General features: G+C 57.2%; 12 protein-coding genes. 11 read left to right on the top strand and 1 reads right to left on the bottom strand.

The features are described 5' to 3' along the window. Positions 1-24 precede the first annotated feature (24 nt). The 4 genes from NQ842_RS12830 to NQ842_RS12815 all read left to right on the top strand — a co-directional run bounded on the left by NQ842_RS12830 (position 25) and on the right by NQ842_RS12815 (position 3,549). Positions 25-1,242, top strand: coding sequence for a four-carbon acid sugar kinase family protein (locus tag NQ842_RS12830; RefSeq protein ID WP_257255917.1), 1,218 nt, complete (start codon positions 25-27; stop codon positions 1,240-1,242). Further along, on the top strand, positions 1,235-2,221 hold the full coding sequence (locus NQ842_RS12825) for a D-threonate 4-phosphate dehydrogenase (RefSeq protein WP_257255916.1): 987 nt from the start codon (positions 1,235-1,237) through the stop codon (positions 2,219-2,221). The genes NQ842_RS12830 and NQ842_RS12825 overlap by 8 nt, the downstream gene beginning before the upstream one ends. Position 2,222: 1 nt before the next feature. Next, a complete protein-coding gene (locus NQ842_RS12820; protein ID WP_047361923.1) occupies positions 2,223-2,984 on the top strand; it encodes a DeoR/GlpR family DNA-binding transcription regulator in 762 nt (253 codons plus the stop codon). Positions 2,985-3,066: 82 nt separating this feature from the next. Further along, on the top strand, positions 3,067-3,549 hold the full coding sequence (locus NQ842_RS12815; RefSeq protein WP_014831915.1) for a GNAT family N-acetyltransferase: 483 nt from the start codon (positions 3,067-3,069) through the stop codon (positions 3,547-3,549). On the opposite strand, the gene NQ842_RS12810 is transcribed toward NQ842_RS12815, so the two are convergent. Further along, positions 3,503-4,381 (bottom strand): LysR family transcriptional regulator, encoded by an 879-nt coding sequence (locus NQ842_RS12810; protein WP_047361921.1) that lies wholly within the window; start codon positions 4,379-4,381, stop codon positions 3,503-3,505. The genes NQ842_RS12815 and NQ842_RS12810 overlap by 47 nt on opposite strands. A 99-nt stretch (positions 4,382-4,480) precedes the next feature. Between NQ842_RS12810 and sad the strand changes: the two genes are divergently transcribed. From sad to NQ842_RS12775, 7 genes are all read left to right on the top strand, one after another. Next, on the top strand, positions 4,481-5,869 hold the full coding sequence (gene sad / locus NQ842_RS12805) for a succinate-semialdehyde dehydrogenase (RefSeq protein ID WP_257255915.1): 1,389 nt from the start codon (positions 4,481-4,483) through the stop codon (positions 5,867-5,869). Positions 5,870-5,986: 117 nt separating this feature from the next. Then, a complete protein-coding gene (locus NQ842_RS12800) occupies positions 5,987-7,576 on the top strand; it encodes a methyl-accepting chemotaxis protein (protein ID WP_257255914.1) in 1,590 nt (529 codons plus the stop codon). Between the two features lie 88 nt (positions 7,577-7,664). After that, positions 7,665-8,567 (top strand): glutaminase B, encoded by a 903-nt coding sequence (gene glsB / locus NQ842_RS12795; RefSeq protein ID WP_220470944.1) that lies wholly within the window; start codon positions 7,665-7,667, stop codon positions 8,565-8,567. Further along, positions 8,567-8,929 (top strand): DUF4186 domain-containing protein, encoded by a 363-nt coding sequence (locus tag NQ842_RS12790; RefSeq protein WP_257255913.1) that lies wholly within the window; start codon positions 8,567-8,569, stop codon positions 8,927-8,929. Before glsB ends, NQ842_RS12790 begins: the two co-directional genes overlap by 1 nt. A 107-nt stretch (positions 8,930-9,036) precedes the next feature. Next, positions 9,037-10,476, top strand: coding sequence for a GGDEF domain-containing protein (locus tag NQ842_RS12785; RefSeq protein WP_194516128.1), 1,440 nt, complete (start codon positions 9,037-9,039; stop codon positions 10,474-10,476). 176 nt (positions 10,477-10,652) lie between these two features. Next, positions 10,653-11,645 (top strand): sensor domain-containing diguanylate cyclase, encoded by a 993-nt coding sequence (locus tag NQ842_RS12780; protein WP_194516129.1) that lies wholly within the window; start codon positions 10,653-10,655, stop codon positions 11,643-11,645. A 53-nt stretch (positions 11,646-11,698) separates the two neighbouring features. After that, positions 11,699-12,664, top strand: coding sequence for a sensor domain-containing diguanylate cyclase (locus NQ842_RS12775; protein ID WP_014831923.1), 966 nt, complete (start codon positions 11,699-11,701; stop codon positions 12,662-12,664). Positions 12,665-12,668: the final 4 nt, after the last annotated feature.

Below are 12,668 nucleotides of genomic sequence, written 5' to 3'. Positions count from 1 at the left end.
AGGAAAAGCGAGCCCGGAGTGGGAATGAAAGAAAACAACCTGTTCAGAGACGTCGTTGTCGTCGCAGATGACTTTACCGGTGCAAACGATGCGGGTGTCAGCCTGGCGCTGAGCGGTAAGAAGGTCAGCGTGGCATTCCAGACACCCTTTACCCAGACGGTGGATGCACTGGTCATTAATACCGATTCCCGTGCGCTGAGGGCAGCAGAGGCGGCCGAAAAAGTGGCCGTACTGGGGGCGGATATTGCGGAGGCGCGCTGGCTCATCAAAAAGATTGATTCCACGCTGCGCGGCAATGTAGGGGCAGAAACAGGCGTCCTTAAGGCAGTAAGCGGCAAACGGCAGGTGATTGTGGCGCCAGCGTATCCCGCGGCAGGGCGGATCACGCGCCACGGCAGGTGTCTGGTGAACGGCATTTCGGTGGATGAAACCGAATTTGCCAGCGATCCGAAAACGCCCGTCCCGTCTGCCACTATTGCTGACATGTTTACCAACGTGAGTTGTCAATCCGTGACCGTGAACACGCTGGCAGCCGAACTGGCGCAGGGAACGGAGTGGCTCATCGTCGATGCCCAGTGTGACGAGGATCTGGACGCCATTATTGGCGCCGCGCTGACCTGCCCGCAGACACCACTGCTGGTCGGGTCTGCCGGCTTATGTGATGCGCTGGCACGCCATCTCGCCCCCGTGAAGCGTCAGCAGCTGCTGGCGGTGGTGGGATCAATGAGTGAGATCGCTCAGCGCCAGATTGCGCTGGCCGCTGCAGAGCCTGCGGTTTCGTCGGTGTTCATTGATGTTAATGATGTGCTGAAGGGGGAGACGGCGAACGCGCTCATGCGCATCACGCAGGCCCTGAAGGCGGGCCGACACTGCCTCGTTCATACCTGCCCGGACCATGAGGCGCGACATCAGGTTGAACGGCTTTGCGCGCAGTATCAAATGACCCGGGCCGAACTGGGTGAAACGATCTGCGCCTTCCTGGGAGAGATTACCCGAGAGGCACTGACGGCATGTCCGCCAGATGCGTTGTATGTCTCAGGCGGTGATGTGGCAATGGCCGTCGCCAGCGCGCTTGATGCGCAAGGATTTGAAATTACAGGGCGCGTCGCAGGATGCGTCCCTTACGGCAAATTTCTGGGTTGTGCCTGGCACCAGCCGGTAATGACCAAAGCAGGGGGCTTCGGAAAAGAAGAGACGCTGCTTGAGGTGTTGCATTTTATCGAGGAGAGACTGAGTGACTAACATTATTGCTGTAACCATGGGTGACCCGGCGGGCATTGGCCCGGAGATCATTATCAAATCCCTCACCGGGAGCGAATTAACGGGAGCCCCGGTTGTCGTTGTGGGCTGTGCCCGCACGCTCAGGCGGGTGCTGGATGATGGGATCGTGGGGCAGGCTGACATCCATATCATCAAGCAGGTCAGCGAGGCTCGTTTCGCACCCAACGTGATTAACGTGCTGGACGAACCGCTGGCCGACCCTGATGCCCTGAAGCCCGGCGTGGTTCAGGCTCAGGCGGGGGATTTAGCCTATCGCTGCGTGAAGCGCGCGACGGAACTGGCGATGGCGGGGGACGTGAAAGCGGTTGCCACCGCGCCACTGAATAAAGAAGCGCTGCATCTGGCCGGACATCACTACCCCGGGCATACCGAGCTGCTGGCCCATCTGACGCACAGCAAAGACTACGCTATGGTGCTGTACACCGATCGGCTGAAGGTCATTCATATCACGACCCATATTGCGCTGCGTAAATTCCTTGATACGCTCAATCAGGATCGGGTAAAAACCGTCATCGGCATTGCGGATACCTTCCTGAAGCGGGTGGGCTTTAGCGCACCTCGTATTGCGGTCGCGGGTGTGAACCCGCATGCGGGAGAAAATGGCCTGTTTGGCGATGAAGAGATCACAATCGTCGGCCCGGCCGTTGCGGCGATGAAGGCGCAGGGGGTTAACGTCACCGGACCGTGCCCGCCGGATACGGTATTTATGCAATGCCACGAAGGAATGTATGACATGGTCGTTGCGATGTATCACGATCAGGGGCATATTCCGCTAAAATTGCTCGGCTTTTACGACGGGGTGAATATCACCGCCGGATTGCCGTTTATCCGCACCTCTGCAGACCACGGAACCGCGTTCAATATTGCATGGACCGGTAAAGCCAGGTCGGAGAGCATGACGGTGTCTATTCAGTTGGCTATGCAAATTACACGGGAATAATATGAAGGGATATAACCGGTTAGAGCAGATAATGGATTACCTCAAAGGGCACAACCTGGTCACGGTGGATCAGCTGGTGGCGATCACCGATGCCTCACCGGCGACGATCCGCCGCGACCTGATTAAGCTTGACCAGGAGGGCGTCATCAGCCGAACCCACGGCGGCGTTACCCTTAACCGGTTTATTCCTTCCCAGCCGACCACGTCCGAAAAAATGCAGCGCAGTCTGGCAGAAAAACATGCCATCGCCAGGGCGGCAGCGAGCTTTGTTAACGCGGGGGATGCCATTGTGCTGGACGCCGGTACCACAATGATTGAACTCGCGCGTCAGCTGACGCATCTGCCGCTTCGCGTCATCACCAGCGATCTGCACATTGCGCTGTTTCTCTCTGAGTTTAAACAGATTGAAGTGACGATCATTGGCGGTCGTATCGATGATTCGAGCCAGTCCTGTATCGGGGAACACGGGCGTCGGCTGTTGCAGAATGTCTGGCCTGATGTGGCTTTCGTCAGCTGTAATGGCTGGGATATTACCCGCGGTATCACGTCGCCCACGGAAGAGAAGGCCGCGCTGAAGCGGGATTTGATTGCCAATGCCAAACGTCGGGTGCTGCTGGCGGACAGCTCTAAATACGGTGCCTGGTCGCTGTTTAATGTGGCGCACCTGAACACCCTGACGGATATCGTCACCGACAGCAGGCTGGATGAAGCCGCCCGGGCCCAGCTGGAACAGCTTGAGACCCGCCTGACGCTGGCGTCATGACATAAGTTAAAACTATGAAGTCCGAACAGATGGCAGACGCTATGTTGAAATCTGGTGTCACAAAAAAAGCAAGGAGCCTGCCATGTATTCCATTACCTCTGAATCTGCCCGTCATCCGGATATCCTCAAGCTGATTGCGGCGCTTGACCGCTATCAGAGCGAACTCTATCCCGCTGAAAGCAATCATCTGCTCGATCTGGCTGCGCTGCCTGAAGCCTCGCTTATCCTGATGATCATTCGCGACCCGCAGCTGCAGGCCGTGGGATGTGGTGCCGTGGTGCTGAATGGCGACGGTACCGGAGAAATGAAGCGGGTCTATATTGATCCGGCCCATCGCGGGCAACATCTGGGCGAGACGCTGCTGGCCGCCCTCGAAGATGAAGCCCTGAGCCGTCATTGCCATACCGTGCGTCTGGAGACAGGGATCAAGCAAAATGCCGCCATTCGCCTGTATGAACAGTGCGGATATGAACGCCGTCCGGCGTTTGCGCCGTATGTCGACGATCCGCTGAGTCTGTTTATGGAGAAGGCTCTGGTTGTCGACGTTCGTTTAGCAGCGCTATAAACGCTTCGAGCTGGCGGGTCATCGCCCCACGACGCCACACCAGCCAGGTGGTCAGCCAGCGCCAGTTCTCCGCCAGCGGCCACGCCTCTACCTGATGATGCCCCGGCATACTCTCCAGCATTGAGCGGGGCATCAACGCAATACCCGCCCCTGCAATCACGCAGGCGAGCATACCGTGATACGACTCCATCTCATGGATCCGCCCGGGCGTGGCGCGGTCGGCGTGAAACCAGCTTTCCAGATGACGTCGATACGAACAGTTTGCGCGAAACGCGTAGACGTCGCTGCCGCTTACCTGCGCGGCGCGCGTCACCGCCGCATGCCCGGCAGGCGTGACCAGCATCATCTCTTCCCGGTAAACCGGCATGCCTTCCAGTTCCGGGTGAGAAAGTGGCCCGTCGACAAACGCCGCACTTAAGGTGCCTTCCAGAACGCCGTCAATCATGGTTCCGGACGGGCCGGTAGAGAGCGCGAACTGAATGCGCGGATAGCGTTGGTTAAACGCCGCCAGACTTTCCGGGATCCGCACGGCGGCGGTGCTCTCCAGGGCGCCAAGGGCAAATAACCCCTGCGGCTCATCACCGGCGACGACCATCCGCGCCTCGTCAACCAGCGCCAGGATCTGCTTGCTGTAGCGCAGAAAGTTGTGCCCGGCGGGAGATAACCGCAAACGCTGGCTCTCCCGGATAAACAGCTCAACGCCGAGATCGGCCTCAAGCTGGCGGATGCGGGTGGTCAGGTTAGACGGCACGCGATGCACCTTCTGCGCCGCCTGGGTGATGCTGCCGGTCAGGGCAACGGCGTTAAACATTTCAAGCTGAGTTAAATCCATAGCATTCTCGATTCGTGAATAAGGTGGTTAGTATTATTCATTTTTAAGAAATAGCAGAGTGGGCCACAATCAATCAACCGATATTACGTGGAGAACATCATGACTTATTCATCTGCTACGCATGCCCTCTCTGTTAATCCGGCGACAGGCGAGACGCTGGCCGCGTATCCCTGGGCCACATCCGAAGAGGTTGAACAGGCAATCACCCTGGCTGAGGCCGGTTTTCGCCAGTGGCGAGGGGAAAGCGTCTCTCACCGGGCACAAAAGCTGCGCGACCTGGGGGCAGCACTGCGCCAGCGTGGGGAAGAGATGGCGCAGATGATCTCCCGGGAAATGGGCAAGCCGATTGTGCAGGCGCGGGCGGAAGTGGCCAAATCTGCGGGTCTGTGCGACTGGTATGCGGAACATGGCCCGGCGATGCTGCGTGCGGAGCCCACGCTGGTGGAAAACCAAAACGCGGTCATTGAATACCGTCCGCTGGGGCCGATTCTTGCGGTGATGCCGTGGAACTTCCCGCTCTGGCAGGTGCTGCGTGGTGCGGTGCCGATCCTGCTGGCAGGTAACAGCTATCTGCTCAAGCATGCACCGAACGTCCTCGGTTCTGCTGCGCTGATTGGGCAAATTTTTGCTGATGCCGGTATTGCGCAAGGCGTCTTTGGCTGGGTGAATGCCACCAATGATGGTGTGAGCCAGGCGATCAACGATCGTCGTATCGCAGCGGTAACCGTCACCGGTAGCGTGCGTGCAGGTGCGGCAATAGGGGCTCAGGCGGGAGCGGCGCTGAAAAAATGTGTTCTGGAGCTGGGCGGCTCCGATCCGTTTATCGTGCTGAATGATGCCGATCTGGATCTGGCGGTTCGCGCGGCCGTCACGGGACGTTATCAGAACACCGGGCAGGTTTGCGCGGCGGCAAAGCGCTTTATTATCGAAGAGGGGATTGCCGATGACTTTACCCGGCGTTTTGTTGCGGCGGTGGCGGCGCTGAAGATGGGAGCACCGGATCGGGAAGAGAATGATATTGGCCCGATGGCGCGTTTCGATCTGCGTGACGAACTGCACCAGCAGGTGCAGGCCACGCTCGCGCAAGGGGCCACGCTGCTGCTGGGCGGCGAGAAAATCAGCGGGGAGGGCAACTATTACGCGCCAACCGTGCTGAGCCATGTCACCCCGACAATGACCGCCTTCCGTCAGGAGCTGTTTGGCCCGGTGGCGGCGATTACGGTGGCGAAGGATGCGGAACATGCCCTGCAGCTTGCCAACGACAGCGACTTTGGTCTCTCTGCCACGGTGTTTACCGCCGACGAAGCGCTGGCCGGGAGATTCTCCCGCGAGCTGGAGTGCGGCGGGGTGTTTATCAATGGCTTTAGCGCCAGCGATGCGCGCGTGGCCTTTGGCGGCGTGAAGAAGAGTGGTTTTGGCCGCGAGCTTTCCCACTTTGGTTTGCACGAATTCTGTAACGTGCAGACGGTGTGGAAGAACAGAGTGTAACCCGCCCTCCTTACAGAGACCCTGACGACGAGGGTCTCTGTCATTTCTCTGCAATGGTTCTGTCATTTTCGTTTCGTAGACTCGCACGCGTCTAACGTCTTGTTACTGAAGAAAATTATGAACCTAACGCAAATTTATCGTCGTATTGCGCAGCACATTATCCCCCGCCAGTTTGGCCTGCTGACCGGTATCTTTTGTATTATCGGCCTCTTTTCCGCCCTGCAACTCTCCTCGTCGTTCCTGCTCAATGCCTCCCTGAAGGAAGCGCAACGCAACGAGCAGCAAAACCTGCTGGCGTACCAGCAGCAGAGCAAGCTGGATCTGGCTCGCGTTTCCCTGCTGGCCGCAAGCGATCTGCTTAACCGCTCCGGCGTCTGGTTTATGCAGGATAAAGAGACCGGCTCCGAGGGCAGCTGGCACAGCCTGATGGACGACGCGCAACAGGCGCTGGACGTGTCGCAGCAGGCGTGGAATGCCTGGCTGGCACTTAACCCACCAAAGGATGACGCCCTGGTGAACAGCTATCAGCTTTTTTACGGCGCGATAAAAGAGCAGGCGGAAGGGCTGGTGAAAACCAACACCATCGATGCGTTTTTTGCCGTGCCGGCGCAGGCATTTCAGACCGACTTTAATGACAACTATGCCCGCTATCAGCAAGCAAGCGAGAAGCAGGCGCTCAAAGGGCGTCAGTCGTTGATGGCGCAGCTCTCCGGTCTGCAAACGTTGTTCCTGCTTGCGCCTGTTCTGTTGCTCGCTATTGCGGTTGCCGTCTGGTTCGGGATGTCCCGATGGGTGATTACCCCGTTGCGGCGCTTGATTGCGCATATCAACCGGCTGGCCGCAGGCGATCTTTCCGGTACCCCTCCTGGCGTGACGCGTTTTAACCGTGAAATTGCACAGCTCAGCGACAGTATTGCCACCATGCAGCACGGGCTACAGCAACTGGTGACCCAGGTTAGCGATGCCACCACCTCAATGGTGGAAAACATTGGTGCGCTGGCGCAGGGCAATCAAAAGCTGTATTACCAGTCGGCGCGTCAGGCCAAAGAGCTGGAAGACGTGACGGCGCATATCGCGACCCTGGAAACCCACGTGGAAGGCAACACGGGCTATGCGAAGCTTGCCAGCTCGCGGGCGGATGAGGCGCGCCAGGCCGCTGCGGGAGGGGATCAGATGATGTCGACCGTCAATGCGTCGATGCAGGCGATCGTCGACCGATCTTCTGAGATGCGGGGGATCGTGGCGATGATCGACAGCGTCGCGTTTCAGACCAACATTCTGGCGCTGAATGCGGCAATTGAAGCGGCCCATGCGGGAAACCAGGGGCGCGGGTTTGCCGTTGTCGCCCGGGAAGTGGGGCTGCTGGCGAGAAAGAGCAGCCACTCGACGCAGACCATTCAGGAGCTTATCAACCGTTCCCTTCAGGGGATCGAAGACGGTTCCCGGGCCGTTAACCGTCTGGAAGACAACCTGCAGCAGGTCACGGGGCTGGTGGGAACATTAAGCAGTTTGCTGAATGAGATCTCGGCGGCCACGCTGAGTCAGGGGGAGAGTATTCATCAGATGACGCGCCAGCTTCAGGCGCTGAATCAGGTGTCGCGGCAGACCGACAGCCTCGTTTCTGACGCGTCCGATGCCTCTGAGCGCCTGCACAAACAGTCGGATCTTTTATTGCAGGCCGTTTCGCGTTTTCGTCTCAGTGCCTGACGCAACTCATAAGCGTCTGTTATACTCGCAGCCCGTTTTAGCCTGAGGGCAAGGAGCAAAGAGAGTGGCTGCGGTCATCCATAATGAGATGCTGGACGAGATTCTGGCGCAGGTTCGTCCGTTACTTGGAAAAGGGAAGGTTGCCGATTACATTCCGGCCCTTGCCTCGGTCAGCGGGAATAAGCTGGGTATTGCAATTTGTACGATCGATGGACAGCGTTACCAGGCCGGTGACGCCACGGAACGTTTTTCCATCCAGTCTATTTCGAAAGTGTTGAGTCTGGTCGCGGCCATGCGGCAGTACGAAGAAGAGGAGATCTGGCAGCGGGTAGGTAAAGATCCCTCCGGGCAGCCGTTTAACTCGCTGCTTCAGCTTGAGATTGAACAGGGTAAACCGCGTAACCCCTTTATCAATGCCGGGGCGCTGGTGGTCTGCGATATGCTGCAAAGCCGTCTCAGCGCGCCACGTCAGCGCATGCTTGAAATCGTTCGTCAGCTTTCAGGCGTTGACGACATTGCCTACGATCCGGTGGTGGCTCGCTCGGAGTTTGATCACTCTGCGCGGAACGCGGCCATCGCCTGGCTGATGAAATCCTTCGGCAATTTCCATAATGATGTGGCGACCGTACTGCAAAACTATTTCCACTACTGCGCGCTGAAAATGAGTTGTGTGGAGCTGGCGCAGACTTTCCTGTTTCTTGCCCACCAGGGACATGCTCCGCATCTTAATCAGGACGTTGTTTCACCGCTGCAGGCGCGTCAGGTCAATGCCCTGATGGCGACAAGCGGGATGTATCAGAACGCGGGGGAATTTGCCTGGCGTGTCGGTCTTCCGGCCAAGTCGGGCGTCGGTGGCGGGGTGGTCGCCATTGTACCGCATGAGATGGCAATCGCCGTCTGGAGCCCGGAGCTGGATGAGACGGGAAATTCACTGGCCGGTGTGGCGGTTCTGGAGCAACTGACCCAACGCCTGGGACGTTCCGTTTACTGATGTCTGCTCTGGATCCGCTTTTTTCTCGCCTGGCGCGATCGACCTTTCGGTCGCGCTTTCGCTTAGGCACCAAAGAACGGCAGTACTGCTGGGACAAGGGTGCCGATACCATTGATCGGCATGCCGCCGATTTTATTGCTCAGCGTCTTGCGCCCGCGCACCCCGCCAATGACGGAAAACAGACGCCGATGCGCGGCCATCCGGTGTTTATAGCCCAGCATGCGACCGCCACCTGCTGTCGCGGCTGTCTGGCGAAATGGCACAACATTCCGCAAGGTGTTCAGCTCACCGCGCAGCAACAGCATTATATCGTGGGCGTGATCCATCACTGGCTGGTGTTGCAAATGAACACCAAAAGTTGACGAGTGCTGATCCTGTTGTAATTGTGTTATAGATGCACGTTAAGTGATTTCCCCTCGTGGTGACGGGTCAGTTAGTTGCCATAAGTTATTATATGGAATGATATTTAATGCGTTCAGACCCCTCTGCCTTCACGCTCTTTCGACCTGAATCGCCGCTGCGTAATGCGGCGGGTATCTTTATTCTCACCACCTTGTTCTATTTTATTGGTGCGGAGTTACGTCTGGTCGAAGCCTTGTCGCTGTTCTGGCCGCTGAACGGCGTGATGGCAGGCGTCTTTGCCCGTTATACCTATCTTAATCGTCTGCATTACTATGCGGTGTCGTATGTCGCCATGCTGATGTACGACGCGGTCACCACCAACTGGGGAATGGCCTCGGTGGTCATCAACCTGTCGAATATGATCTTTATCGTCGTTGTCGCGTTGCTGGTGGTGCGTGATAAGCGATTGATGAAGAAAACCCCCGATCCTATCAATGCGCTGCGGCTGTTCAATTACTGTCTGATCGCCGCCTTACTGTGCGCGCTGCTCGGCGCGACCGGGTCGGTGGGGATCGACAGCCATACCTTCTGGCCGCTGTTTGCCGACTGGTTTAGCGAGCAGTTCTCAACGGGCGTGCTCATTTTGCCGTGTATGCTCACGGTCAGTATGCCGACGCGGGCATTCAGGCTGCGTCTGGAGCAACTTTTACCGGTCATTGCGTTGATTGTCTCGGTGATGGCATCGGTGGTGATTGGCGGGGCGGGAAGCCTTGCCTTTCCGCTGCCGGCGCTGATCTGGTGTGCGGTCCGCTACTCCTTGCCCGCGACCTGTCTGCTGACGTTTCTGACCGGAGGCGTGGAGATCGTCCTGGTCGCCAACTCCATTATCAATATCGCCGTGGGCACGCCGCTCTCGACTCCGATGATGTTCTCCGCCCGGCTGGGGATTGCCACCATGGCTATCTGTCCGGTTATGGTCTCCGTCAGTATGGCGGCCATTAATTCGCTGATCCACCAGGTGTCGTTGCGTGCGGATTATGATTTTCTGACCCACGTGTATTCGCGCTCCGGGCTCTATGAGGCGTTAAAGCGGGAAGAGGCGCACCGGCATACACGTTTTCTGACCGTGATGTTGCTGGATATCGATTACTTCAAAAGCATCAATGATAACTATGGGCACGAGTGTGGCGACCGCGTGCTGGCGTCGTTTGCCCGCGAGGTGCAGCAGGTTGTCGGAGACGACGGCATGGTGGCGCGTATGGGCGGGGAAGAGTTCGCGGTTGTGGTGAATACCGGTGACGCGCGACACGGCTTTGCGCTGGCGGAACGTATCAGAGTCACCATTGCCGGTCATCCGTTTACCTGGCGCCAGCAAACGCTCTATCTGACCGTCAGTATCGGCCTTGGAAGCGGGAAGGCGGAGTCCTGGCAACTGACTGAGATTTTCAACAAGCTGATGGCCGAAGCAGACGATCATCTTTATCGATCCAAAAAAGCGGGGAGAAATCGCACCAGTGCGCGTGTGTCAGACGAACCCATTATCCCGACACCAGAGAGTGAAACCTGAGCGCAGCCTGCATTCTGCCGGGAATGAATCATAACGAATAGCGGATAAATTGCTTGCTAGGTATTTTTAACGTCAATAAGATACCGGAAGAAAGCTATCGGAAAATTCGCAGAATGAATGCAGCTGACAAACTCAGTAGAAGCCCTCGTGTACCAGGAAGCCGGTTTGTCAAACGTATGTATCTGATGCGTATTCTCGGCACGTTTCTCTGTTTTATCCCCATCCTCTCCGTGCTGATTGAACAGAATCGTTCAGTCTGGCTGATGTGTTTACTGGCAATAAACGCATTTATCTGGCCTACGCTTGCCTGGTATCGGGCGCGAAATTCGGCGATGCCTCTGGTGACTGAGCATCAGAATCTGGTGCTGGACGCCGGAGCCGGGGGGTTCTGGATCGCCATGATGGCGGTCAATCCGCTGCCGTCGGTAGTCATTGCCACCATTATGCTGACCGACCGGCTCTCGGCAGGGGGAATTACGCTGATGAAAAAGGCGGCCATCACCATGCTGGGCGTTTTCCTGGTGAGCTGGCTGACGCAGGGGATGGCGGTAGAGATGTACGTTTCGCAGCGCACCATGTTTGCCACGCTGCCGCTGATTGCGATTTATCTGCTGGCACTGAGCATGTTGACGGACAGCATTGCGCTGCGTCTGCGGATCAAGAGTCGGGAGCTTGAGCGGATTGCGATGATGGATCCGCTGCTGGATATTGCTAACCGGCGGCTGCTTGAAAAGCGGATTGACCACGAACTGAATAAACTGCGTCAGACGTGCCGTGAATCGGCCCTGATGTTTATCGATATCGACAATTTTAAAGACGTTAACGATCGTTTTGGCCATAAGGTCGGGGATGCATTGCTGGCGACCGTCTCGCAAATTTTGCATCTGTCGACGCGCCCGAGCGATACCCCCGCACGCCTTGGCGGCGATGAGTTTGTGGTTCTGCTGCCGGATACCACCCTGGAAGAGGCGCATGTTGTCGCCAGGCGCATTATGGATGCGGCTGCAATCAAAAAGGAGGTGGCTCAGGAGACGGTGCATTGCACGCTCAGCATCGGTATTGCCTGTGCCACAAGAGAGATGAAAAGCGTAACCGACTGGCTACAGGCCGCGGACAACGCCCTGTACCGCGCCAAGCGGGACGGTAAGAACAGAATATTCGCGCACTGACAATGTCTCTGTTTAGGCTACGCTTTGAGTAACGCTTTGCGTCAGGAGACGTTATGAAAACACCTGCAACCCCTGCAAATGAAATGGAACGTCTGAACTCGCTGCGCGAGTCAGGCCTGCTTGAGATCGACGGCTCCCCGGCGTTTGACCGACTGACACGTCTGGCAAAACGCTTCTTCCAGGTCCCGCTGGCGATGGTCAATCTGATTGATGAACATTCGCTGATTGTGAAGTCGGCCGACGGCCAGGCACCTGGTTCCGTTCCGCGTAATATCTCGTTTTGCGGTCATACGATCCTCAGCGAAGCGCCGCTGGTGGTCGCCGATATGCGTCAGGACGATCGTTTTGCCGATAACCCGCTGGTGGCCGGTGAGCCCGGCGTAAGATTCTATGCCGGTTTTCCACTGCGTTTACGTGACGGGGCGAGCGTGGGATCGCTCTGTCTGATTGATTATTCTCCCCGTGAATTTTCGGCGGCCGATCTGGCCGTGCTGGGTGACCTCGGCGCGCTGGCGGAAGACGAATTTGCTGCCGTCAGTGCGGCGACAACCGATGAATTAACCGGACTGTTCAACCGTCGGGGCTTTAACCAGCTTCTCCGGTTCACGCTGTCCGTGGCCAGACGCCGGGCGGAGCCGTTAACCCTTGGCTGGCTGGATCTGGATCGCTTCAAAGAGATTAACGATCGCTACGGGCATGAGGAAGGTGACAACGCACTGAAAGTCATGGCGGAACTGATGCGCACCTCTTTCCGTGAAGCGGATTTGCTGGTTCGCTTTGGCGGCGATGAATTTGCCGTGCTGTTTGCCGATACAGATGAGCAGGGGGCCTGGATTGCCATGCAGTATCTTGCCGAGCAGGTTGAACACTACAATGCCCGCAAGCTGCATCCCTGGTCTCTCCATTTTTCCTGGGGATTGAGCGAGTTCGATCATAACGGCAACGATCTGCAGCAGTGGATGAAAGACGCGGATGAAAAAATGTATGCCATGAAGCAGCAGCGTAAGCATACAAAATGACATA

It is taken from the genome of Enterobacter cloacae complex sp. R_G8 (genome assembly GCF_024599795.1).
In the GTDB taxonomy this organism is placed as follows: Bacteria; Pseudomonadota; Gammaproteobacteria; order Enterobacterales; family Enterobacteriaceae; genus Enterobacter; species Enterobacter dissolvens.
The sequence above is the reverse complement of the archived record's forward strand: the minus strand, read 5'-3'. Positions and strand labels throughout refer to the sequence as shown.